Raw genomic sequence first — 24497 nt, forward strand, 5'->3', positions numbered from 1 at the left:
CGCCCCTGAAAGCAGGGGGGCGCCCCTTGTCGCAAGGGGCGCCCCCATCGTGTTCAGCAGCGGGTCGGTGGGCGGTCCCAGTGGCGGTGGGCCGCGATCGCCGACACGAACTCCCTGGTGAAATCCTCGCTCGCGGTGCCCTGGGCCGTGTCCGTCACCACGCCCCGGTCCGCCACCACATGGTGGAACTCGGAGGAGAGGCGGACCCCCTCGGGCCGGAGCGCGGCGAGGACGCCTACGCCGGACCCCAGGGCGCCGATCGGCTTGCCGTGCCGGTAGGCGTCGCGGACGAAGCGCAGGACGTCGGGGTCGGCCGACTGGGGCGGGGTGCCGACGGGACCGCCGGGGAGGAGCACCGCGTCGTACAGAACGGACGCCACCGTCGGCAGGGCCCGGTCCACGGTGTACTCCGCGCCGTCCGCCCCGCGCACGGTGCCGTCCTCGGCCGCCAGGGCCTCCACGATGGCCCCCTCGGCCGCCAGCGCCTCCCGCACACCGGTCACCTGCTCGGCGTCCACACCGTCGGCGACCAGCACCGCGATCTGCCGGGTGCGGATCGAACCAGGGCCGCGCTGCGCCTCCAGGCTGAGCGCCGGGGAGGTGAGCTTGTACGCCACCGGCTCGGTCTCCGACGGGACGGGTACCCCGACGCCCTTCGCCACCTCGGCCGCCAACTCCGGCTCCACCTTGGCCAGTTGCTCCACCGTGCGGGCCCGCACGGAGAGCGCGCCGACCTTGCCCAGCTCGAAGCGGAAGGCGGCCACGATGTGCTGCTTCTCCCACGGGGCCATGCTGTTCCAGAACATGGCCGGCTGGCTGTGGTGGTCCTTGAAACTCTCGCTGCGGCGGCGGATCTTGGCGCCGTCGACGCGCTCGGCGAGGTGCGTATAGGCGTGCGGGTCGACGCCCGCGTGGGCCGGGCAGCCCCCGCCGAGGGAGTTCGGGAAGTAGTTCGTGCCGCGGTGGATCGCCGACTGGTGATAGCCGTCGCGGTGGTTGGTGCGCACCGGGGCCACGGGGCGGTTGACCGGCAGCTGACTGAAGTTGGGGCCGCCGAGGCGGATCAACTGCGTGTCCAGGTAGGAGAAGTTGCGGGCCTGGAGCAGCGGGTCGTTGGTGAAGTCGATGCCGGGGACGACGTTCGCGGTGTGGAAGGCGACCTGTTCCGTCTCCGCGAAGAAGTTCTCGGGGTTGCGGTCCAGCACCATACGACCGATCGGCCGCACCGGCACCTGCTCCTCCGGAATGAGCTTCGTCGCGTCGAGCAGATCGAAGTCGAAGGCGAACTCGTCCTCCTCCGGCACCAGTTGGACGCCCAGCTCCCACTCGGGGAACTCACCCGCCTCGATGGCGTCCCACAGATCCCGGCGGTTGAAGTCCGGGTCCCGGCCCTGGCACTCCTGCGCCTCGTCCCACACCAGCGAGTGCGTGCCCAGCTTCGGCTTCCAGTGGAACTTCACGAACGTGCCCCGCCCGTCGGCGGTCACGAAACGGAAGGTGTGCACGCCGAAGCCCTGCATCATGCGGTAGCTGCGCGGGATCGCCCGGTCCGACATCAGCCACATGATCGCGTGCAGCGTCTCCGGCTGGAGGGAGACGAAGTCCCACAGCGTGTCGTGCGCGGACGCGCCCGTCGGGATGTCGTTGTGCGGCTCCGGCTTCACCGCGTGCACGAAGTCGGGGAACTTGATGCCGTCCTGGATGAAGAAGACCGGGAAGTTGTTCCCGACCAGGTCGTAATTGCCTTCCGAGGTATAGAACTTGGTCGCGAAGCCGCGTACGTCCCGCACGGTGTCCGCCGAGCCGCGCGGCCCCTGCACGGTCGAGAACCGCACGAAGACCGGGGTGCGGACCCCGGGGTCCTGGAGGAACGCGGCGCGGGTGAACTCCGCGCAGGACTCGTACGGTTCGAAGTACCCGTAGGCGCCCGCGCCCCGGGCGTGCACCACCCGCTCCGGGATCCGCTCGTGGTCGAAGTGGGTGAGCTTCTCCCGGAAGTGGAAGTCCTCCATCAGGGTCGGTCCGCGCTCACCGACGGTCAGCGAGTCGTCGGTGTGGTCGACGGCCACGCCCTGGTCGGTGGTGAGGGGGCCCGACGCCGGGTCGACCGGGTGGGCCGCCTCTCGCTGCTCCTGCTTGCGGTCCATGGGCGAGCTCATCAGGCGGCCTCCTCGGCGAACACGTCGAGGAACGCCTCACAGAACGCCTTGAGGTCGTCCGGTTTGCGGCTGGTGACCAGCTTGTTGGAGCCGTGGTCGCAGATCTTCACCTGCTCGTCCACCCAGGTGCCGCCCGCGTTGCCGATGTCCGTGCGCAGACTCGGCCACGACGTCAGGACCCGGCCGCGCACCACGTCCGCCTCCACCAGCGTCCAGGGCGCGTGACAGATCGCCGCGACGGGACGGCCCCGCTCGAAGAACGACCGGACGAACGACACGGCCCGGTCGTCCATGCGCAGGAAGTCCGGGTTGGCCACCCCGCCGGGCAGGACCAGCGCGTCGAAGGAGTCGGCCGGAGCCTCGCCCACCACGGCGTCCACGGGGAAGGTGTCCGCCTTGTCGAGATGGTCGAAGGCCTGGATCCGCCCGGGCTCCGTCGACACCAGCACGGGTTCGTGACCGGCGTTCTCCGCCGCCTGCCAGGGCTCGGTCAGCTCGATCTGCTCGACACCCTCGGGTGCGGTCAGGAATGCGATACGCATGGCTGCTCGATCTCCTCTCCTTGACGAGTTCCTCGCGATGTTGCTCGCGGTGTTTCGCGCCGTGTTCCGCGTCTTGTTCCGCGTCCAGTCCCGCGGCTGGTTCCGTCGCCGGTCACCGGGCCACCACACGCAGGGTGCGCAGCTCCGGGTCCGACGGATCGGGGACGTACATGCCGTGCTCCACCCCCGATCCGAGGTACTCCACGACCGCCCGGTCGATCCGTTCGCCCGGACAGATCACCGGCACTCCGGGCGGATAGGGGCTGGCGGGCTCCGCGGCCACCCGGCCCACGGCCTCCTCCAGCGGCACCTGCTCCACCGGGCCGAAGAAGGCGTCGCGGGGGAGCATCACGCTCTCCAGCTCCAGCTCCTCCGGTTCGGGCAGCCGCATGTCCGGCCGCGGCGGCAGCGACTCGCGCCGCTTCACCAGGTCCGCCAGGGCGTCCAGCAGCGCCGCGCGGCTCTCCTCGGTGTCGGCGTGGGTGAGTTGGGCGACGACCCGCCGGTGGTCGCCGAGTCCGAGGTCGACGCCGTGCTGCTCGCGCAGCCACTCGACGGCCGCGTAGCCGCTCGTGCCCAGACCGGCGACGTCGATCACGACCATCAACGGGTCGTACGCGAACGCCCGCCCGGGACCGGTGAGTTCGGCGTCGGCGAGCGGGGCGAGACCGGGGAGCGCGGCCACCTCGGTACGCAGCCGGTCCGCCAACCGGAGTGCTCGGTCGAGGAGTTGATGGCCGCGCTCGACCATCTGCCGCCGCCAGCCGTCCAGCGCGGCCCACATCAGGACCGACGGGCTGGTGGTGTTGAGCAGGTCGCCGCGGAGCCTGAGCACCGCCGGATCGACCAGGTCGCCCCGCAGGTGGAACACCGAGCCCTGCTCCAGGCCCGCGCCCATCTTGTGCACCGAGGTCACGCACAGGTCGGCGCCCGCGTCCATGGCCCAGCTCGGCAGGGCCTCGTGGAAGGGGAGATGGGCGCCCCACGCCTCGTCGACGATCAGCGGCCGGCCGCGCGCGTGACAGACCTCCGCGATCGCGGCGATGTCCGCGCAGGTGCCGTACGCCGTGGGCGTGACCAGCAGCATGCCCTTCGCGTCGGGCGCCCGTTCGAAGGCCTCGGCGACCTGCTCGGGGCCCGGCGGATGCGACAGCCGGTGCTCGGCGTCCCAGCGGGGGCGCACCCACACCGGTTCGATGCCGGCCAGGATCACGCCCGCGATCACCGACTTGTGGGCGTTGCGCGCGACGAGCAGCTTCTCGTTCGGCCCGGCGACGGCCAGCATCGACGCCTTCACCGACAGGGAGCTGCCGCAGGTCGAGAAGTACGCCCGGTCCGCGTCCACCGCGTCGGCCATCAGCTCCTCGGCCCGCTCCAGAACTCGGCCGGACATCCGCCGGTCGTCGAGCCCGTTGAGGGCGAGCACGTCCGAGGCGAACACATCGGGGCCGAGCGTCAGGGCGACCCGCGCGTCCACGCCGGGACCGCCCTTGTGCCCGGGCGGCGAGAAGGTCCACCGACCACCGCGCCGATGGCGCTCCAGGGCCTCCAGAACAGGGGTACGAGAGTGATCGAGCCGCTGCTCGGTGCGCACAGTGTCGTCGTCCATGATCTCCGTGCCGGTTGCCGTCCGATGGGGGTGGGGCTGGGGGTGTCGGGGGTGGGTGATGGGGGGCTTGGTGGTCCCCGGGGGTGGGTGATTCGGGGCTGGGTTGCGCTCGGGGTGGGGGCGGCTGCTGGTGGTGAGGTGCCGGGCGGCAGCGAACGGGCCGCCGCGAGCCGGCCCGGCTGGGTGGGACGCGGCCTCGGACCCGCCGCGACGGCCCGGCGGCAAGCCGCCCGGTCAGACCGACACCGGCCCCGGGCCGATCCCCGAGGTCGGGTCGGAGTCCGGCCCGGTCCTGGGCATCGGATCCGCCCTCGGGCCGCTCCCGGAGACCGGGTTCGCCGAGAGGCCGATTCCCGAGGCCGGGGCCCCCTCCGGGTCGGTCCCGTGGGCCGGGTTCCCCCCGGTGTCGCCCCTCGAAGTCGGGGCCTTCCTCGGGCCGGTCGCGGGCATCGCGGCCGTCTCCGGGCCGGTTCCGGCGGCCGGAGTCGGCCCCCGGGCCGCCCAGGGCGTCGGGGCCGACCCCAGGCCGCTCGCGGAGATCGTGTCCACCCCGAGGTGACCCCCGGAGATCGTGTCCGACCCCGGCCAGGGGCCCGGCCGTGCTCTGCTGATGTGGGCCAGTGCCGAGGTCGGGGACTGGGCGACGGCCAGGTCGCCGAGGCTGACCATGCCCACCGGGTGGCCGTCCTCCACGACGGGCAGCCGGCGTATCGCGTGGTCGCACATCAGCTCGACCGCCGCGGACACCGCCTCGCCCGGGCCGACCACGACCGGGTTCGGGGTGCAGACGGCCTGTGCGCTCACCGTCAGCGGGTCGGCGCCGGCCGCGACGGCCCGCAGGGTGATGTCGCGGTCGGTCAGCACCCCGATCATGTGCCCGTCGGCCGTCACGAGCACATCCCCGATGTCCTGGGCACGCATCAGCTGCGCGGCCTCCACGAGCGAGGCGTCCGGGCGGACCGTCACCACACCTCGGGTCATGACTTCCCACACGAACTCGGCCATGGTCTCCGGCCTTTCGTCGCTCCGCCCCGACCGGGGGCACGCCCGCTTCGGCGTGACCCTGCCCGCAGTACCCGCGCGCAGGGGGCCTATGTGTCCCCGTCGTGTGGGGATTCCGTGGCGTCCGCCGGGGGCCGCGAGGCCCCGCCTCCGCTCTCCCCGCTCTCCCCGTTCGCACCGCTCTCGTCCCGGAGCCGGACCACGGCCTCCGCGAGCAGGTGGACGGAGTCGTAGCGCGCCTTCCGCGGCAGCCGCTCCAGGGGCGCCACGAGTCCGTCCGGAGCGTGCCGGTCCCGCAGGACCCGGATCAGCTCGGCGGGGCCCGCCGGGAAGGACGTACGGCCGAGGATCCGGGCCAGTTCCAGCCGCAGGGCCTCCACCCGGGCGGGATCCCGGCTCGGGGTCACCGGCCCGTAAGCCACCTCCGGGTCGTCCTCGGCGTAGGGCTCCGGATCGTTCCACTCCTCCGTCCGGGTGGGATGCCCCGAACGGAGGAGTCCCTGCAGTTCGTGCTTCATCTCGTCGTCGCGGTGGGCGCTCAGCCGGTCGCTGCCTCGCTGCATGACTCCCCTCCAGATGGGTTGGTGGCCCCCGCGTACCCGAACACCCGGCACCGACACGGAGGCACGGTCGACGATCCAGGGTTGTTCTCCCGAGTCACCTGAGTCGCCCGAGTCGCGAGTCGCCCGAGTCGTCCGCGGCGGCTCAGGACGCGTCGTCGCGCTTCGAGCCGGCACCCGGCAGGAACTCCTGCAGCTTCGCCTTGAAGCCCTGCTTCACCATGGACCCCCGGTCGGCGTCGCCCTTGAGGATCGAGGCGGCCGTGGACTCCATCTGCTCCCAGGTCGCGTGCGGCGGGATCGGCGGCACGGCCGGGTCGGTCAGGAACTCCACCACCGCCGGCCCGTCCGCCGCGAGCGCCGCGCGCCAGCCCGCCTCGACGTCCTCGGGCTTCTCCACCCGGATCCCGGTCAGCCCGAGCGAGCGCGCGAAGGCGGCGTACTGGACGTCCGGCAGCTCCTGCGAGGGCAGGAAGGACGGCTCGCCGCCCATCGCCCGCAGCTCCCACGTCACCTGGTTGAGGTCGTGGTTGTTCCAGACGGCCACCACCAGCCGCGGATCCTCCCAGCGGTCCTGGTACTTGGCTGCTGTGATCAGCTCCGCCATGCCGTTCATCTGCATCGCCCCGTCCCCGACCAGGGCGATCGCCGGCCGGTCCGGGTGCGCGAACTTCGCGCCGATCGCGTACGGCACCCCGCACCCCATCGTCGCCAGCGTGCCCGACAGCGAACCGCGCATGCGTCCGCGCATGGTGATGTGCCGGGCGTACCAGTTCGCCGCCGAGCCGGAGTCCGAGGAGATGATCGCGTCGTCGGGCAGCAGCGGATCGAGGGCGTGGGCCACCAGCTCCGGGTTGATCGGATCGGCCGACAGCTCCGCCCGGCGCGCCGTCACCTCGCGCCAGCGCGCCACCCCCGCGCACACCTCGTCGTACCACTCGCGGCCCCGCTCCGGATCGATCAGCGGGATCAGCCGCTCCAGCGTCGCCTTCGCGTCCCCGACGAGGTTCACCTCGTACGGGTAGCGCATCCCGACCATGTGCGGGTCGATGTCGATCTGCACGGCCCGCGCCTTGCCGAAGTCCGGCAGGAACTGCGAGTACGGGAAGGACGAACCGATCGTCAGCAGGGTGTCGCAGTCCCGCATCAGCTCGTACGACGGGCGGGTGCCCAGCAGCCCGATCGAGCCGGTGACGTACGGCAGCTCGTCGCTCAGCGCGTCCTTGCCGAGGAGCGCCTTGGCGACGCCCGCGCCGAGCAGTTCGGCGATCCGGGCCACCTCGGCGCGGGCCCCGGCGGCGCCCTGTCCGATGAGGATCGCGACCTTGTCGCCGGCGTTCAGGATCTCGGCGGCCCGCTCCACCGACTCGGCCGACGGCACCGCCGTCCAGGCCTCGCCGCCGAGGCTGGAGGGGACCATCTTGAACTCGTGGGTCGGCGCCGAGTACTCCAGTTCCTGCACGTCACCGGGGACGATGACGGCCGTCGGCGCGCGGCGGGCGTACGCGGTGCGGATCGCCCGGTCGAGGACGTTAGGCAGCTGCTCGGGCACGGTCACCGTCTCGACGAAGTCCGAGGCCACGTCCTTGAACAGGGTGTGCAGGTCGACCTCCTGCTGGTAGGAGCCGCCCATCGCGCTGCGGTGCGTCTGGCCGACGATCGCCAGCACCGGCACATGGTCCAGCTTGGCGTCGTACAGGCCGTTGAGCAGATGGATCGCCCCCGGCCCCGAGGTCGCCGCGCACACCCCGAGCCGACCGGAGAACTTGGCGTACCCGACCGCCTGGAAGGCGGACATCTCCTCGTGCCGGGACTGGATGAACCGCGGTCGGTCCTCGGCCCGGCCCCAGGCCGCGAGCAGCCCGTTGATGCCGTCCCCCGGATAGCCGAACACCTGTTCGACTTCCCAGTCGCGGAGCCTCTGCAAGATGTGATCGGCGACGGTGGTGCTCATACTGGACCTCCCGGGGTCTGAATCTCCCGAGCGAGTCACCCCCGGGCGGAATGGAAAACCCCGAATGTGTTTGCCGTGCATGATCCGGGGCAGGCGCATAACAGTGCTTCGGACAGGAGGCACGTCCGTGGAAGTGGCGATTTCTCCCTCACGGGTGTGTTGTCTCCTGCGCACACCCGCGCCCCCACGGTGACGGTCGATCCCAGAGGCACCATTCCAGGGAGTTGCGACGCACCATGCGTACCCAGGCGAAGCATCATCCGCACGACGACGCCCCCGACACCACGGAGGCCTTCCGCCGACTGGCCGCGCTCCCGCCCGGTCAGCAGCGGGACACCCTGCGTGAGCAGATCATCGAGGCGTGGCTCCCCATGGCCGAACGGCTCGCGGGCCGGTTCCGCAACCGCGGCGAGAGCTACGACGACCTGCGCCAGGTCGCCTCACTCGGCCTGGTCAAGGCGGTAGACCGCTACGACCCCGAGTTGGGCAACGCCTTCGAGAGCTATGCGGTACCCACCGTCACCGGTGAGATCAAGCGGCACTTCCGGGACCACATGTGGACCCTGCACGTGCCGCGCCGGGTCCAGGACCTGCGCAACCGGGTGCGGTTCGCCAGTCAGGACCTGTCCCAGACGATCTCCGGGCGCCGCCCCACCGTCGCGGAGATCGCGGCACACGCGAACATGAGCGAGGAGGACGTCCAGGTAGGACTGGAGGCCCTGGAGAGCTTCACGGCGCTGTCGCTGGACGCGGAGCTTCCGGGGAGTGAGGACGGCTACTCGCTGAGCGACGCGCTGGGGTCCCCGGATCCCGCGCTGGACACGGTGGTGGACCGGGAGGCCGTGAAGCCCCGGCTGGCCGCGCTGCCGGAGCGGGAGCGGGCGATCCTTTACATGCGGTTCTTCGGCGACATGACGCAGAGCCGGATCGCCGAGCAGTTGGGGATCTCGCAGATGCATGTGTCGCGGTTGATCAGCCGGTGCTGTGATCGGCTGCGGGACCAGGTGATGAAGGACGCGGTGTAGCTCCGCGGGGTGGGCCGGGGGCGCCGTGGGGGTGGGGATCGTTGTCGGCTGCGGGTTCGTCGTGGCCGGTCGCGCAGTTCCCCACGCCCCTTACGGGGCCCGGGTTTCCATGGCCAGGGCCACGTGGCGGGACATCGTGTCCATCGCTCGGGCCTCGGCCATCGAGAAGGCCAGGCGGGCGCCTGAGCGGAAGAGGGTCAGGACGCCCCTGACCGGGCCGTCCGGGGATGCCAGGGGCACCGCCAGCAGGGAGGTCACGTCGGCCTTCACCAGGACCGGGGCGCCGGAGCCGTCGTGGCCGAAGGCGGCCGGGTCGGCGGGGCGGATCTGGAGGGCGGGGGAGCCGCCCCGGGCGGCCGTGACGACGAGGGGGCAGGTGGCGGGGTCCTGGGACATCAGGAGCTTCGCCTCCTCCTTTGAAGGAGCGAGGACCGTCGAGCGGGCGAGGGCGGGAGTCGTCGTGTCGGCGACCACCCAGTCGGCGAAGCGGCCGTGCAGGACCCGGGCGGCGCGGTCGAGAGCCGCCTCGGGGGGCGCCGTGAGCAGGGCTGTGGTCATCGCGTCCAGGAGGTCCATCAGGGCCGCGTGACGGGTGGTCTCGGTGAGGTCGGGCAGCGGACGCGGCGGCTCGACCGGCGGCATCCGGTGCCCGGCCGGCTGGAGGACGACCAGGACGGTGTGGCGCGGCTCGCCGCTGCCCGGGCGCAACTGGGTGAGCGTGGCGCGGACCGGCAGCGACGGGCGCTGCTGCAGACGGACGTCGAGGCTGCGGTCGCCCTCGCCGCGCGCCACGGCGGCCGCCTGGGAACGGAACGCCCCCCGGTCGGAGTGCGCGAGGAAACCGCTGAGCGGACGGCCCGTCGCATGACCCGACCGTACGCCGGTGAAGGCGGTCGCGGCCCGGTTCAGACGCCGCACCACCGTCTCGCGGTCCACCAGCACCACCGGCAGCGGCAGGTTCTGGAAGACGTTCCTCAGCAACTGGTGTTCCTGCGCCGCCGACACGGCGCCACCGACCGGGCCCGAGGCGGTCAGCCGCTCATACCAGGGCCACAACTGGTGGGCGGCATGGTCGAGTTCGAAGAAGGCCGCGTCCAGGACCGTGGGGAGATCTTCCGTCCGTACCGAGCGTGCCGCCTTGAGCTCCGCGACACGGCGCACGAAATCCGCGAGTTCTTCACCGAATTCGTCCGTCTGGGCCATGCGATGAACGTAGCGCCTGACAGGCGCCGAGGCACAGCCGCACCGAAGCCGAAGATTCGTTTTCCACGCGGGTGCGCGGGAAGGCGATTCGGGGAGGAGGCGTGCATCATGCCGGAAAGCGAACAACTCGGCCACGTGGGCCGGGAGTCAGCGGAGTCCGTACATCCGGGCAGAAGGCTCTCCGAACTCGTCGAACAGGCCGCCCGCTGCACCAGCGACTGCTGCGGCGCCAGCGGCATGGTGTCCGACAGCGGCACCGAGCGGCCCGCCGCGGTCACCCACCCCGACCTCGCCGGACTCGTCGCCGTCCAACTGCGCTCGGGCGACGGGCCGCTCCCGGCCGCGTTGGAGAGCGGGGAGCCCGTCGACTCCGCCGATCTGCTGCGCGAGGAACGCTGGCCGGAGTACCGGGCGGTGGCGCTCGACGCGGGCGTACGGTCCAGCATCACGCTCCCCTTCAGGCGCTCCGGGCTCACCGTGATCCTCAGCCTCTACAGCTTTCGCCCCCACACCCTGGAGGACGCCCCGCACGGCCCCGCCGGCGCCCTCGGCGACCTCGCCGCGACCTGTATCGTCCGCGACCGCTCCTACCGGGCCGCCCTCACCGAACGCGACCAGCTCGCCGCCGCCCTGCGCTCCCGGCCCGTCGTCGACCAGGCCTGCGGCATGGTGATGCACGTCCTCGGCTGCGACGCGGAGGCCGCGTTCACCGTGCTGCGCCGCATCTCCCAGGGCACCAACCGCAAACTGTCGGACGTCGCGTCGGCCGTGGTGGAGAAGCGGGGCAGGGGCCTGGAAAGGGAACTGGTCTCCCTCTCCGACTGAGCCGAACAGCAGCGCGCCCCCGAAGGAGCGCGGGGAACCGCGCGAGAAGCACGACGTACCCGCACCCCGCGACGCACCGTCCCCCTCCACGGCGCTCTCCGGCCGACCCGGCGGAGCGCGACGGCTGAACCCGGCGGAGCGCGACGGCTGAACCCAGCGGAGCGAACCGTCACCCGGTCGGCCCTCCGTGTCCCGCGAATGGTGCCCGGCGACGCGCGTCCCGTCCGGCGCGGCGCTCTGATGGACGCGGGGCACGGCGGTCGTGCCCCCACCCCACCGGACCCGGCCGAAGGAGCCCCACCGATGCCCCCGCCCACGCGCCCACCGCTGCGCCGCAGAGCCCGCGTCCTGTCCGCCGCCGCCCTGATCGGCGTCGCCCTGGGCGCCGCCGCCCCGACCGCGTACGCGGATCCCGCGGCCGAGGTGAACCCGCAGTCCGTCGAACCGGGCGGCACACTCACCTTCTCCGTCGCCTGCGACCCGACCGGCACCACCGCCCCCGAGACCATCGACGCCAGCTCACAGGCGTTCGAACAGGGCACCGTCACACTGCAACGCCTCCCCGGCGACGGCGACTCCGCCGCGGGCCCCTCCTACCAGGGCACGGCGAAGATCGCGCCCGCAGCGGACTTCGAGACCGGCGTCGACGCGGCGACCGAGGCCACCGAGTGGGGCATCGACGGCATGTGCCCGGCGGCGCCCGGCGGCGAGGGCAAGCAGTGGAGCGCCGCCTTCGACGTCTCCGTCGGCGGCGATCCGTACCGGCCCACCCACCAACCGACCCATCAGCCGACCCACCAACCGAGTCACCAGCCCACGCACCAGCCCTCCCACCACTCCACCCACCAGCCGGCCCCGGTCCAGCGCGGCGTCCACGCGGGCGACGGCGGTGCCTTCACCGACTCCGTCCCGGCCATGGTCGCCGGTGGTCTCCTGGTCGCGGGAGCGCTCGGCGCGGCCGTGCACCGGCTGCGTCGCCGGGACCGATGGACACCATGACGGCAGGGGGCGGCGACGGCCCGTCCGCACCCTTGGCGGATGTGACCGGCGCAACCCGTACCGGGGCCCATGGGGCGCGTGGGCCTGGGTACTGACAGGCCTAGGGTGCGTGCGAGGCCGGTCACGCACGACACGGCACACGCCGACGCACCCCGACGCAACCCGGGCACCATCGACATCCCGGAGCGATCCCTCGGGGTCGGCGCCGGGCAACGCACCAGCGGCGGGCGGAGGCACACATGCGGCGGACGGATCCGGAAGGGCATGGTCCGGTCCGCTACGGCCCGCCCCTCCCCGCCCAGGGACTGCCCGTCCTGCCCGAACTGGCCGCCGTGCTCTCCGCCGCGGCGGGCCGCCCCCACCCCGTCCCGCTCGGCGGTGATCCCGCCCTCCTGGACGCCGCCTGCGGCTACTGGGACCGGCGCGGACTGGCCACCACCCGGGACAGGGCCCTCGCCGCCCCCGGCGCCCCCGCCCTGCTGCTCGCCCTGACCGCCGCGATCGGCGGCGACGTACTGCTGCCGCGGCCGTGTGCCGCCTGGTGGGAGCCGCAGGCACGGGCCCTCGGGAGATCCGTCTTCCACGTGGCCACCCCCGCCGAGTGCGGGGGAGTGCCGGACCCGTACGCGCTCCTGGAGACCGTCCGCAGGATCCGGGCCGAGGGAGGCGATCCCCGGCTGCTCGTGCTGTGCGTCGCCGACGACCCGACCGCGACCGTGGCCCCGCCCGAACTGGTGCACGAGACCATGGAGGCGGCGCTGGGGGAGGGGCTGCACCTGGTCAGCGACGAGACCTGGCGCGACACCTTGCACGACCCGCACGACACCGTGCTGCTCAGCCCCGCCGAGATGCTGCCCGACGGGGTCACCGTCGTCAGCGACCTGGCCGGCGCCTTCCTGCCGGCCGGATGGCCCGCCGCCGTCGCCCGCTTCCCGGCGAACGGGGACGGGGCGGGACTGCGCGACCGGGTCCTGGACGTGCTCACCGCGCTGGGCGCCCGGGTCGCCACCCCGGTCGCCGCGGCCGCCGCCCACGCCCTCGACGAGCCCGCCCCCGTCACCGAACGGCTCGCCACCGCCGTACGCCTGCACGCGCGGCTCGCCGGTGCCGCGCACCGGGCCGTGGTGGACGCCGGAGCGCTCGCCCTGCCGCCGCGCGCCGGACGGCATCTGTACGTCGACCTCGCCCCGCTGCGCTCGGCCCTCGCCGGGTACGGCGTCGGTGACGCCCAGGAGGCCGAGGACTTCCTCACCGACCGGCTGGGGATGCCCGCGCCCGGCGGCCACCGGTTCGGGGACGACCTCGGGGAGCTGCGCGTCCGGCTGTCCACCGACGCGTTCCTCGGCACCACCGACGCGGAGCGCGCCCAGGCCCTCACCGCGCCGGACCCCCTGGAACTCCCGCATGTGGAACGCGCGTTGACGCTCCTCGGCGCCACCTTCGAGGACCTGCGATGACACTCCCCGGCGGCTCCGGCGCGCCCCGCGACTCTCAGCGACCCTCAGCGGCCTTCAGCGATGACGATCCTTCGTGACGACGCTCGGCGACGGGAGCCTCCTCGATGACGCAGCAGTCCGAGTCGACCACCTCCACGACGACAGAGACACCCACCGACGATCCCACGCGCGGGACACCCTTCCTCCCGCCGCTCGCCGAGCCCCGTCCGCTCGGTGAGCGGCGCCGCTGGCCGCGGTCCTTCGCCGACCGGCTCACCACACCCCTCCCCGGGCTGAAGGCCTTCGCCCGGTTCGCCCGCGAGGGGTCGGTGCGGCCCGGGGCCGACGGGCTCGCCGACATCCCGCTCCTGCCGTACGAGCCCGGACCGTTGCCGAGGGTGGACGCCCGTACCGTCGCCGTCTCCTGGGCGGGGCACGCGAGTTGGGTGGTGCGGATCGGCGGGCTGACCGTGCTCACCGACCCCGTCTGGTCCCGCCGCATCCTGGGCACCCCGGCCCGGATCACCCCCGTGGGCATCGACTGGGACGCGCTGCCCCGCGTGGACGCGGTCGTCATCAGCCACAACCACTACGACCACCTCGACGCCCCCACCCTCGCCGGACTCCCGCGCGACACCCCGGTGTTCGTGCCCGCCGGCCTCGGCCGCTGGTTCCGGCGGCGCCGGTTCGAGCGGGTCACCGAGCTGGACTGGTGGGAGGCGGCCGAACTGGGCGGTGTCCGCTTCGACTTCGTACCGGCCCACCACTGGTCCAAGCGCACCCTCACCGACACCTGCCGCTCGCTGTGGGGCGGCTGGGTCCTCACGGCCCCCGACGGCAGACGGGTCTACTTCGCCGGCGACACCGGCTACGGCCACTGGTTCTCCGTCATCGGCCGCCGCCACCCCGGCATCGACGTCGCCCTCCTGCCCATCGGCGCCTACGACCCCCGCTGGTGGCTCAGCGACGTGCACTGCGACCCGGAAGAGGCGGTCCGCGCCTTCCTCGACCTCGGCGCCCGCCACATGGCCCCCATGCACTGGGCCACCTTCGTCCTGTCGGCCGAACCGGTCCTGGAACCCCTGAGGCGGGTGCGGGCGGCATGGCGGGCGGCCGGACTGCCGCGCGAGAACCTGTGGGACCTGCCGATCGGCGGCTCCCGCGTGCTGGACCGAGCGACGCCCCTCAGCGGACGACCCGGCGCCACACGCTCGGCACCACACTGATCAGCACCGTCAACACGACCGCCGCCAGCACCCCTTCCCACGGCTCCTTGAACAAGGACCCGCCCAGGATGCCGATCAGCTGGTACGTCACGGCCCACGCCAGGCACGCCGGCAGGTTCCCGCGGGCGAACCGCCGCAACGGCATCTTCGCCAGCAGACAGGCCAGCATCACCGGGATGCGCCCGGCCGGCATCAGCCGGGACAGCACCAGGACGGCCACCCCGTGGTCGTCGAGCTTCGCCTGCGCCTGCGCCAGCCGGTCCTCCGGCGCCCGGCGGCGGATCGCCTCCAGCCAGCGCGAACCGTTCTTGGAGCCCATTCCGCGCCGCCCCAGCCAGTACAGCGCGATGTCCCCGAGGAACGCGGCGACCGACGCCACCACGAACACCATCAGCAGCGAGAGCGGCGCCGTCTGATGGAACGCCACCACGGCCGCCGAACTGACCAGCGCCCCGGTCGGCACCACCGGCACCAGCGCTCCGGCCAGCACCAGCAGGAACAGTGTGGGATAGCCGATCGCCTGCTGGGTGGACGCGTACGGCACCGGAGTGCTCACGGCGGCCAGGACGATCACCGGGCCTCCCCCACGCCCTCGGGGACCCGCACCGGGGCGCGTCTCATCGCGCCACCCCCGGTCGTACGCTCTCCCCGTGTCCCAGCCGGTGCACGGTCACCCCGGGAGCGCGCGCGGCCGCGAGGCGTACGAACTCCTCGCCGGGGGCGTGGAATTCATGGGGGCGCACGGCGTCCATGCCGATCGGCCAGTACGTGCCGTAGTGCACCGGAATCGCGCTCCGGGGCGCGAGCAGCGCAAGCGCCTCCGCCGCGCGCCCCGCGTCCAGATGCCCCTCGCCCAGGTACGGTCCCCAGCCGCCGACCGGCAGCAGTGCCACGTCGACCGGCCCGACCTCCTCGGGCATCGCCTCGAACAGCCCGGTGTCCCCCGCGAAATACGTCCGCGCCTCGCCCTCCACGACGAAGCCGAGCGCGGGCGAACGGTGCGGCCCCACCGGCAGCCGCCGCCCGTCGTGCCGGGCGGAGACGGCACGTACCACCAGGTCACCGACCTTGAACCGGTCCCCGGGCGCCGCTTCGGAGAGCCGCAGATGCGCCAGCCTGCGCAACCCCGGCACCTGGCGCGGCGCGCCCTTCGGCACCACCAGGCGCGTCCCCGGGGCGAGCCGGGCCAGCGAGGGCACATGCAGATGATCCGCGTGCAGATGCGACACCAGCGCCACGTCCGCGACGGCGGCCTCCGGCGGAGGGGGCGCACCCCGGCGCCTTCGCAGATGCGCGAGCCGGCGCGCGAACAGAGGGTCGGTCAGCACCCTCGTACCCGAGTCCTCCACGGTGCAGGTCGCATGACCCCACCAGGTGATCTCCACCGGCACTCCGTTCGCCTCCTTCGCGCTACTCCCCCGAGCCTACGGGCTGGAGTAGGGTCTGCGGCCTGAGCCCGTCCGGCGGATCATGCCGTGGGCGGGCATGCCGGTTTCCGGCGTCCGCGGTTCGCTCCGCAGGACGGGGCCCGGAGCCGGGGGAGGGGGGAACAGCATGGGAGACAAGGGACACGGGGGCGGCGTCTCCGGCGTGGCGTGCCAGGACGCGGCACAGGGGCGCGGTACGGCGGGGCGCGGCGCGGCGGGACGTGGTGCCGTGGTGCGCGTCGCCGCCATAGCGAGCCTGACACCGCTGGAGGAACTGGAGGCGGATCCCTTCCTGGTCGACTCCCGCAGCCAGCACGCGATGTGCGCCCGCTGGGCGGCCGAGCGCGGCTACGTGGTGACGCGCGAGCTGCTCGTCCGCGGACTGCGCCCCGATCACTGCGCCCTCTGGGCCGACGTCGACGCCGGCCTGGTCGATCTCTTCGTCGCCCCCAGCCGCCGCGTGCTGGAGCGTGCCCTCGCCTCCGTCGACGACTTCACCGCCGAGTGCGTCCGGCGCGGCATCCGCGTCGAGACCGTCGGCCACGCCGAACCCGCCTACGACGCCCAGATGAAGGCCCACGTCCACCGTCGGCTGTCGATGCCGACGGCGGGCTACGACGGCCGCTGAGCCGGGACGAGGGGGGCCGGGAGCGAGGGTGCCTCTCGGGGCGCCGGGAAGCGTTTCAAGGGCGCGGGGAACTGCGCGACCAGCCACCGACGACCTGCGGCCCGCGACGCACGGCAAGTCCCGACCCCTCCCCGGCCCTCCGAGAGCCATGCCCCCGTGCCACCCCGGAACGCCACCCCGGCGCCCCCACCCCCTATGACAGGCTGACCCCAGGATCGTGACGGTAAAGGTGGCCGGGTCGTGGGCGGTGGTCGTTGGCGGAGGGTGCTGAGCGGGATCTGGCGGATGCTCGCCGTATGGGCGGTGTCCACGCTGACCATGCTCGTGCTCGCGGGCGCGCTGCCCGACTTCCGGCTCCAGTCCGAGAGCGACGAGAGCGTCACGCAGATCGCCGTGACCGCCGCGCTGGGCGCCGGCGCGTTCGGTCTGCTGTCCTCGCTGGTGTGGCCGCTGCTGGTGCGGGCCCTGCTGCTGGTCCCGGCGCTCGTCCTCGGCCTGCTCGTCTTCTTCCTCAACGGCTCCCTGCTCCTGCTCGCCCTGCGGCTCAACCCCTCCGGACAGGGCGCGGCCGAGCCCGAGACCGCCGTGGTCGTCGCCGCGGTGATGTCCGCCGTCGCCTCCGCCACCGGCGGCGCCCTCGCCGTACGGGACGACGACGCCTACCGGCGCCGTCTGTACCGCCTCGCCTACCGCCGCCGCAGACACCACGGCGGCCGCCCGGGGCCCGCGGGACCCGGCACCGTCTTCCTCCAGCTCGACGGCGTCGGCCACGACGTGCTGGAGGCGGCGACGGAGAAGGGGCTGATGCCGACCGTGGCCGAGTGGCTGGGCCTCGCGCCGCCGCCCGCGTCGGCCGGCACCGCCCGGCCCCGCCCCACGCACCGGCTCACCCCGTGGCGCACCGACTGGTCCAGCCAGACCGGCGCCAGCCAGCTCGGCATCCTGCACGGCACCAACCACGACGTGCCCGCCTTCCGCTGGTACGAGAAGGACACCCGGGAGGTCATGGTCTGCAACCGGCCCTCCAGCGCCGCCGAACTCCAGCGCCGGGCCGTCGAGCGCACCGGCGACGGCGGTCTGCTGACCGTCGACGGCGCCAGCCGGGGCAACCTCTTCAGCGGCGGCGCCGAACAGCTCGCGCTGGTGCTGTCGATGGCGGCCCGCCGGGGGCGGCGCAACCGGTCCCGCGCCGGGTACTTCGCCTACTTCTCCGACCCCGCCAACGCCGTCCGCACCGCCATGTCCTTCGTCGCCGACGTCCTGCGGGAGATCGGCCAGTCCACCCGGGCCCGGTTCGCCGAGCAGCGCCCCCGCGTCAAGCGCGGCGGGTTCTACCCGTTCATCCGGGCCTTCGCGACCGTCGTCGAGCGCGATGTCGTCGTCGCCGCGGTGATCGGGGACATGTTCGCCGGCCGCGCGGCGATCTACGCCGACCTGGTGGCGTACGACGAGGTCGCGCACCACTCCGGACCGCACAGCCGGGACGCCGCGAAGATCCTCGAGCGCCTGGACCGTTCCCTCGCGCTGATCGCCCAGGTCGCCGAACACGCCCCGCGCGCCTACCGGATCGTCCTCCTCTCCGACCACGGCCAGAGCCCCGGCGAGACCTTCCTCGGCCGCTACGGCCTCACCCTCGGCGACCTGGTCCGCGCCGGCTGCGGCCTGCCCGTCCCGCGCCGCGCCCAGCGCACCCACAGCGGAGCCGAGGCCCGCGCGGCGGTACGGGCCGCGCTGCGCATCCCCGTCGAGGAGGGCGTCGAGGAGCACCGCCTCACCCGCCGCTCCGAGCCCATCACCCTGGCCTCCGGCAACCTCGGCCTCGTCTCCTTCCCCGACGTCTCCCACCGGATGAGCCGCGAGGAGATCGACGCCCGTCACCCCGCCCTGCTCTCCACCCTCGCCAACCACCCCGGCATCGGGTTCGTCCTCGTCCGCAGCGAGGAGCACGGCGGCGTCGTCCTCGGCGCGCACGGCGCGGAGATCCCGATCGGCGAGCTGAGCGACGAACACCCCGGCCCCCTGGCCGACTTCGGCCCCGGCGCAGCCGACGCCGTACGCCGCACCCACGGCTTCCCCCACACCGCCGACATCATGGTCAACTCCTGGTACGACCCCACCGACGGCGAGGTCCTCGCCTTCGAGGAGCAGATCGGCTCCCACGGCGGCCTGGGCGGCTGCCAGTCCCGCCCCTTCCTGATGTCCCCCCTGGCCCTCTCCGAGCCGGTCGCAGAGGACGAGGACCTGGTGGGTGCGGAACACATCCACCGCGTACTGAGGCGATGGCTACGGGAAGCGGACGGCCCCCAAGTACCCCTGGCCCACGAGAGCGCGCCCCTCAGGGGTGCGGAGAACTGCGCGACCGGCCACGACGAACCCGCACCCGCCCCCGAACAGAACCCGGCGGACGCATAGGCACCCGGCCACAGAAAATTCGGCTGCGCTCCAGCGAAGCGGTCACCCACACTGTCCGCAACGTCCGCAGGACCAACCCCTGGAGCCCCCGCCTTGCAGGCAGCCGTCACCGTCACCCCCTCCCGCATCCCCGAGCTGCTGCTCGGCCTCGCCACCGTCCGCCCCGTCTTCGTCTGGGGCGCCCCCGGCATCGGAAAGTCCTCCCTCGTACGGGACTTCGCCGAGTCGCTGGGCCTGGAGTGCGTGAGCCTCCTCGGTACGCAGCTCGCGCCGGAGGACCTGATGGGCGTCCCGCAGATCCGCGACGGCCGCTCCGTGTTCTGCCCGCCGGAGGCGATCGCCCGCGACGAGCCGTACTGCCTGTTCCTGGACGAGCTGAACGCGGCCACCCCGGATGTGCAGAAGGCGTTCTACTCGCTGATCCTGGACCGTCGTATCGGCACCTACGAGCTGCCGAAGGGCTCGATCGTCATCGGCGCCGGCAACCGTGCCACCGACAACGCCCTGGCCCGCCCCATCGCCTCCGCCCTGGTCAACCGTCTCACCCACGTCCACCTCCAGGCCTCGGCGACGGACTGGCTGGTCTGGGCGGAACAGAACGGCATCCACCCCTGGGTCCTGGACCACCTCACCGACCGCCCGGACCAGCTGTGGTCGAAGCCGCCGAAGAGCGAGGAGCCGTTCTCCACCCCCCGCTCCTGGCACATGCTCTCCGACGCGCTGCACTCCTTCGGGCGCGACCTCGACGAGGAGACCCTGAAGGTCCTCGCGCACGGCACGCTGACGCCCGCGCACGCGGTGGCCTTCTGCGGTTACGTCAAGATCGTGCGCAGCCGGTTCGGCATCGAGGCGATCCTCAAGGGCGAGGCCGGCTGGCCCCACCGTCTGGAGGACCGCGACCTGCTGTACTACCTCGCCGACTCCTTCCGCGGCCGGCTGATCAAGGAACTCCCGGTCAGCAAGCAGCACATGTCGGCGAACGGGCGGCAGACCGCGTACCGCGCCAAGTCCCTGCTGGTGCGGCTCGCGGAGATCTCCGTCGAGGTGGCCCAGACCGTCATCGCCGACGACACCGACGGCAATCCCGTGCTGCCCGCCTGGTTCCTGGTCGAGGCGGCCCGCGACATGCCCCGGCTGGTGGAGGCCCGCCGGTGAGCACGTCCGGCGGCAAGGGACAGGGCGGAAAGAAGACGAAGCGCGACCTCGCCGGTGAGGCGTTCGAGGCGGGGCTGGAGGCGGTGCGGTACAACCCCGCGCTACGGGCGGTCGGGTTCAGCGTCTGCCGCAAGGAGAAGTGCGACCTCGCGCCCCGCGCCGGCCTCGTCCGGGTCGACTCCGAGGGCGTGCTGCACGCGCACCCCGACCGGCTCGCCGCCCCCGACGCCTGGGCCTGGGCCATCGCCCACGCCGCCGTCCACCTGGGCTTCGGGCACGTCCCGGCGGCGCACGGCGCGCGTACCCAGCCCGACCGGTTCGACCTCGCCGCCCGCTGCGTGGCCGTCAACCGGTTCCTGCTCACCTTCCCGGTGGGCCTGACGCCCGAGAACCTGCCCGCCCGCTACCCGGACGGCGACGAGGAGCGCCTCGCCGCCCGCTGGCGCCAGGGCGGGCTCCCGGCGGCGTACGCCAACTGCGGGACGGCCGGTGGCGAGCCCGACCAGCTCCTGCTGTCCTGGCCCAAGTGGCGGGGCACGCCCACGGACTGGCAGCTCGCCTTCGCGCACGCCCTCACCCGCACGATGTCCGCCGCGATGGACATGGCCGGCGGTCGCCGCGCGTCCCTGGACGACGAGCCGGTCCGCATGCGGCCCTGGGAGAAGGCCCTGAGCTGGTTCGTCTCCTCCTACCCGCTGCTCGGCGGCATCGCGGCCGGCATCCGTATCGTCGCCGACGTCGAACTCGCCCACGCCCACGGCATCTCCGTCGCGGCCGTCGACGCGGCGGCGGGGGAGATCTACATCAACCCGCTCCGCCAGTTCGACGACGAGGAGTGGCGGTTCGTCCTCGCCCACGAGATGCTGCACGCCGCCCTGCGCCACGGCGACCGCTGCGGCACCCGCGACCCGTATCTGTTCAACGTCGCCGCCGACTACGTCATCAACGACTGGCTGCGCGAGATGCGGGTCGGCACCATGCCCGACGGACTGCTGTACGACCGCGAGCTGTCCGGGCTGTCGGCCGAGGAGGTCTACGACCGGATCGCCGGTGATCTGCGCCGGATGCGCCGGCTCGCCACCCTGCGCGGCAAGGGCGTCGGCGACATCCTCGGCGGCCCGCTCGGCTCGGCGCGCGACTACGTCGATCTCGACGAGTTCTACCGCAGGGGCCTGGCCCGGGGCTTCGACCTGCACGAGCGACAGGAACGCGGCCTCCTGCCCGCCGGTCTGGTCGAGGAGATCCAGGCCCTCAGCCATCCGCCCCTGCCCTGGGACGCGCAACTCGCCCGCTGGTTCGACGAGTTCGTGCCGCGTCCACAGGCCGTCCGGAGCTACGCGCGCCCCTCGCGCCGCCAGTCCGCGACCCCCGACATCCCGCGCGCCGGACGGTACTTCCCGCCCGAGGAGACCGCCCGCTGCACCTTCGGCGTCGTCCTCGACACCTCCGGTTCCATGGACCGGACGCTGCTCGGCAAGGCGCTGGGCGCGATCGCCTCGTACGCCGCGGCCCGTGACGTACCGGCCGCCCGGGTCGTGTTCTGCGACGCGGCCCCGCACGACGCGGGATACCTGCCGGTCACCGAGATCGCCGGGCGGGTGCGGGTGCGCGGCCGCGGCGGTACGGAACTGCAGCCCGGCGTCGACCTGCTGCACCGCGCCGACGACTTCCCGCCGGGCGCGCCGGTCCTCGTCATCACGGACGGCTGGATCGACGTGCTGCGGGTGCGGCGGGAGCACGCGTATCTGATTCCACAGGGTGCTCACCTGCCGTTCACCGCGCGGGGGCCCGTGTTCAGGGTGAGATGAGCCTCCCATGCGCCGGAGTGTGATCGGATGGGGGCACGGAACCCCGGCGACGGGACTCCCGCGACGGGAGCCCCGCAACGGGACTCCGGCGACACGACCCACCGAAAGGACTCATCGTGGCCACCACGCGCACCGCACACACCGTCTGGGAAGGCGAGCTGCTCAAGGGCACCGGCACCGTCACCTTCGACTCCTCCGGCATCGGTTCGCAGCCGGTGTCGTGGCCCTCGCGCGCGGAGCAGGCGAACGGCAAGACCAGCCCCGAGGAGCTGATCGCGGCCGCCCACTCCAGCTGCTTCTCGATGGCGCTCTCCCACGGCCTCACCGGCGCGGGCACCCCGCCCACCCGCCTGGAGACCAAGGCCGACGTGACCTTCCAGCCCGGTGAGGGCATCACCGGCATCCACCTCACCGTCCGCGGCGAGGTCCCCGGCCTGGACGCGGCCGGCTTCCAGGAGGCGGCCGAGGGCGCAAAGAAGAACTGCCCGGTCAGCCAGGCCCTGACCGGCACGACGATCACGCTGACGGCCGAACTGGCCTGACCGCCTGCTTCGTGCGCCCCGTCTCCGCCCCGTTGACAAGCACCCGCTCAAGTTTTGTGCTGGTAGTGGGGACACTTGGCGGACCTTGCGGATCCTTGCGGACTCCGCTGGAAGGGGACGGCGATGGGGCGTGCGGTCGGGATCGATCTCGGTACGACGAACTCGGTGGTGGCCGTGCTGGAGGGCGGCGAGCCGACCGTCGTCGTCAACGCGGAGGGGCAGCGGACCACGCCGTCGGTGGTGGCCTTCGCCAAGAACGGCGAGGTGCTCGTCGGCGAGGTCGCCAAGCGGCAGGCGGTGACGAACGTGGAGCGCACCGCGCGCTCCGTCAAACGCCATATGGGCGAAGCGAGTTGGCGGTTCCCCGCGGAGGGCTCCGTGGACGGTGCGCGCCTGCGGGCCCAGGAACTGTCCGCGCGGGTGCTGCAGAAGCTGAAGCGGGACGCGGAGTCGTATCTCGGCGAGGACGTCACCGACGCCGTCGTCACCGTCCCCGCGTACTTCGACGACGCGCAGCGGCAGGCGACCAAGGAGGCGGGGGAGATCGCGGGCCTGAAGGTCCTGCGGATCATCAACGAGCCCACGGCCGCGGCCCTCGCCTACGGCCTGGACCGGGCCGAGGAGCAGACGGTCCTCGTCTTCGACCTCGGCGGCGGCACCTTCGACGTCTCGCTCCTGGAGATCGGTGACGGGGTCATCGAGGTGAAGGCCACCAACGGCGACACCCGGCTCGGGGGCGACGACTTCGACCAGCGGGTGGTCGAACACCTCGTCAAGCGCTTCCAGGGGCGGTACGGCGGCGATCTTGGCCGCGACAAGATGGCGTTGCAGCGGCTGCGCGAGGGGGCGGAGCGGGCCAAGATCGAGCTGTCCAGCTCCTCCGAGACCTCGATCAACCTCCCGTACGTCACCGCGTCCGCCGAGGGGCCGCTCCATCTGGAGGAGGTGCTGACGCGGGCTCAGTTCCAGGAGCTGACCGCCGATCTGCTCGACCGGTGCCGGACGCCGTTCCACCAGGCCGTCAAGGACGCGGGGGTGAAGCTCGCCGCGGTCGACCACGTCATCCTCGTCGGCGGTTCGACGCGGATGCCCGCCGTGAGCGACCTGGTCAGGGAACTCACCGGCAAGGACCCGCACAAGGGCGTGAACCCCGACGAGGTGGTGGCGGTCGGCGCCGCGCTCCAGGCGGGCGTCATCCGGGGCGACGTGAAGGACGTGCTGCTGCTCGACGTCACCCCGCTGTCCCTGGGCATCGAGACCAAGGGCGGCATCATGACGAAGCTCATCGAACGCAACACCACGATCCCGACCCGCCGTTCGGAGATCTTCACCACGGCCGCCGACAACCAGCCCTCGGTCGGCATCCAGGTCTACCAGGGCGAGCGCGAGATCGCCGCGTACAACAAGAAGCTGGGCGTCTTCGATCTCACCGGGCTGCCGCCGGCGCCGCGGGGTGTCCCGCAGATCGAGGTGGCCTTCGACATCGACGCGAACGGCATCATGCACGTCTCGGCGAAGGACCTCGCCACCGGCCGCGAGCAGAAGATGACGGTGACCGGCGGCTCCGCGCTCCCGAAGGACGACATCGACCGCATGATGCGGGAGGCCGAGCAGTACGCCGACGACGACCGCCGGCGCCGCGAGGCCGCCGAGACCCGCAACCACGCCGAGCAACTCGCCCACCAGACCGAGAGGTTCCTCCGCGACAACGAGGAGCGTGTCCCCGCCGACAGCAGGGCCGAGGTGGAGGCCGCGGTGGCGGAGGTGAAACGCCTCCTGGAACACCCGGAGGACACCGCCCCCCTCCGCGCCGCCACCGACCACCTCTCCACCGTCAGCCAGCGCATGGGCCAGGCCATGTACGCGTCGGCCTCCGCCGGCCGGACCACCCCGCCGCCCCCCGACCCGGCCGAGGACGAGACGGTGGTCGACGCGGAGATCGTGGACGAGGAGCAGGAGCGTGGGTCAGGGGCCACCTGAGTGAT

General features: G+C 72.9%; 19 protein-coding genes and 1 pseudogene. 11 read left to right on the top strand and 9 right to left on the bottom strand.

Going from position 1 to position 24497, the window contains the following annotated elements; all coding sequences use genetic code 11:
- Positions 1–53: 53 nt before the first annotated feature.
- The 6 genes and pseudogenes from ACZ52C_RS14525 to ACZ52C_RS14550 form a co-directional block, all read right to left on the bottom strand.
- Positions 54–2159, bottom strand: coding sequence for a catalase (locus ACZ52C_RS14525; protein WP_469075036.1), 2106 nt, complete (start codon positions 2157–2159; stop codon positions 54–56).
- The gene (locus ACZ52C_RS14530) at positions 2159–2701 is read right to left on the bottom strand and encodes a type 1 glutamine amidotransferase domain-containing protein (RefSeq protein WP_469075037.1); all 543 of its coding nucleotides are present in this window, start codon (positions 2699–2701) and stop codon (positions 2159–2161) included. The genes ACZ52C_RS14525 and ACZ52C_RS14530 overlap by 1 nt, the downstream gene beginning before the upstream one ends.
- A gap of 112 nt (positions 2702–2813) precedes the next feature.
- Positions 2814–4310, bottom strand: a complete 1497-nt coding sequence (locus ACZ52C_RS14535; protein WP_469075038.1) for an aminotransferase class I/II-fold pyridoxal phosphate-dependent enzyme — start codon at positions 4308–4310, stop codon at positions 2814–2816.
- Between the two features lie 576 nt (positions 4311–4886).
- Positions 4887–5315: pseudogene (locus ACZ52C_RS14540) on the bottom strand (CBS domain-containing protein); the annotation flags it as partial.
- An 86-nt stretch (positions 5316–5401) separates the two neighbouring features.
- The gene (locus ACZ52C_RS14545; RefSeq protein ID WP_469075039.1) at positions 5402–5875 is read right to left on the bottom strand and encodes a DUF2795 domain-containing protein; all 474 of its coding nucleotides are present in this window, start codon (positions 5873–5875) and stop codon (positions 5402–5404) included.
- Between the two features lie 142 nt (positions 5876–6017).
- The gene (locus tag ACZ52C_RS14550) at positions 6018–7826 is read right to left on the bottom strand and encodes a thiamine pyrophosphate-requiring protein (RefSeq protein WP_469075040.1); all 1809 of its coding nucleotides are present in this window, start codon (positions 7824–7826) and stop codon (positions 6018–6020) included.
- A 236-nt stretch (positions 7827–8062) separates the two neighbouring features.
- Here ACZ52C_RS14550 and ACZ52C_RS14555 point away from each other — a divergent pair, with 236 nt between their 5' ends.
- The gene (locus ACZ52C_RS14555; RefSeq protein ID WP_469075041.1) at positions 8063–8851 is read left to right on the top strand and encodes an RNA polymerase sigma factor SigF; all 789 of its coding nucleotides are present in this window, start codon (positions 8063–8065) and stop codon (positions 8849–8851) included.
- A 90-nt stretch (positions 8852–8941) separates the two neighbouring features.
- Here ACZ52C_RS14555 and ACZ52C_RS14560 read toward each other — a convergent pair whose 3' ends face one another.
- Entirely contained in the window at positions 8942–10054 is a 1113-nt protein-coding gene (locus ACZ52C_RS14560) for a PAS domain-containing protein (protein WP_469075042.1), read from the bottom strand.
- Positions 10055–10162: 108 nt separating this feature from the next.
- Between ACZ52C_RS14560 and ACZ52C_RS14565 the strand changes: the two genes are divergently transcribed.
- The 4 genes from ACZ52C_RS14565 to ACZ52C_RS14580 all read left to right on the top strand — a co-directional run bounded on the left by ACZ52C_RS14565 (position 10163) and on the right by ACZ52C_RS14580 (position 14540).
- Entirely contained in the window at positions 10163–10879 is a 717-nt protein-coding gene (locus tag ACZ52C_RS14565) for an ANTAR domain-containing response regulator (RefSeq protein WP_469075043.1), read from the top strand.
- A 303-nt stretch (positions 10880–11182) separates the two neighbouring features.
- Positions 11183–11878 carry a hypothetical protein gene (locus ACZ52C_RS14570; protein ID WP_469075044.1) on the top strand — a complete coding sequence of 232 codons (696 nt, stop codon included), beginning with the start codon at positions 11183–11185 and terminating at the stop codon, positions 11876–11878.
- A gap of 239 nt (positions 11879–12117) precedes the next feature.
- The gene (locus ACZ52C_RS14575) at positions 12118–13335 is read left to right on the top strand and encodes an aminotransferase class I/II-fold pyridoxal phosphate-dependent enzyme (RefSeq protein ID WP_469075045.1); all 1218 of its coding nucleotides are present in this window, start codon (positions 12118–12120) and stop codon (positions 13333–13335) included.
- A 104-nt stretch (positions 13336–13439) separates the two neighbouring features.
- A complete protein-coding gene (locus tag ACZ52C_RS14580; protein ID WP_469075046.1) occupies positions 13440–14540 on the top strand; it encodes an MBL fold metallo-hydrolase in 1101 nt (366 codons plus the stop codon).
- Here the strand turns inward: ACZ52C_RS14580 and ACZ52C_RS14585 are convergent.
- Positions 14500–15114, bottom strand: coding sequence for a DedA family protein (locus tag ACZ52C_RS14585; protein WP_060882756.1), 615 nt, complete (start codon positions 15112–15114; stop codon positions 14500–14502). The genes ACZ52C_RS14580 and ACZ52C_RS14585 overlap by 41 nt on opposite strands.
- Positions 15115–15157: 43 nt before the next feature.
- Positions 15158–15931 carry an MBL fold metallo-hydrolase gene (locus tag ACZ52C_RS14590; RefSeq protein ID WP_469075047.1) on the bottom strand — a complete coding sequence of 258 codons (774 nt, stop codon included), beginning with the start codon at positions 15929–15931 and terminating at the stop codon, positions 15158–15160.
- A 163-nt stretch (positions 15932–16094) separates the two neighbouring features.
- Here ACZ52C_RS14590 and ACZ52C_RS14595 point away from each other — a divergent pair, with 163 nt between their 5' ends.
- The 6 genes from ACZ52C_RS14595 to dnaK all read left to right on the top strand — a co-directional run bounded on the left by ACZ52C_RS14595 (position 16095) and on the right by dnaK (position 24492).
- A complete protein-coding gene (locus tag ACZ52C_RS14595) occupies positions 16095–16595 on the top strand; it encodes a hypothetical protein (protein ID WP_469075048.1) in 501 nt (166 codons plus the stop codon).
- Positions 16596–16880: 285 nt separating this feature from the next.
- A complete protein-coding gene (locus tag ACZ52C_RS14600; RefSeq protein ID WP_469075343.1) occupies positions 16881–19007 on the top strand; it encodes a phage holin family protein in 2127 nt (708 codons plus the stop codon).
- A gap of 93 nt (positions 19008–19100) precedes the next feature.
- Positions 19101–20162 (top strand): ATP-binding protein, encoded by a 1062-nt coding sequence (locus tag ACZ52C_RS14605; protein ID WP_469075049.1) that lies wholly within the window; start codon positions 19101–19103, stop codon positions 20160–20162.
- Positions 20159–21970 carry a vWA domain-containing protein gene (locus ACZ52C_RS14610; protein WP_469075050.1) on the top strand — a complete coding sequence of 604 codons (1812 nt, stop codon included), beginning with the start codon at positions 20159–20161 and terminating at the stop codon, positions 21968–21970. Before ACZ52C_RS14605 ends, ACZ52C_RS14610 begins: the two co-directional genes overlap by 4 nt.
- 116 nt (positions 21971–22086) lie before the next feature.
- Positions 22087–22512 carry an OsmC family protein gene (locus ACZ52C_RS14615; RefSeq protein ID WP_012999567.1) on the top strand — a complete coding sequence of 142 codons (426 nt, stop codon included), beginning with the start codon at positions 22087–22089 and terminating at the stop codon, positions 22510–22512.
- Between the two features lie 123 nt (positions 22513–22635).
- Entirely contained in the window at positions 22636–24492 is a 1857-nt protein-coding gene (gene dnaK, locus ACZ52C_RS14620) for a molecular chaperone DnaK (RefSeq protein WP_469075051.1), read from the top strand.
- The last annotated feature ends 5 nt before the right edge of the window (positions 24493–24497 follow it).

The organism is Streptomyces sp. NPDC034049 (assembly GCF_055575575.1).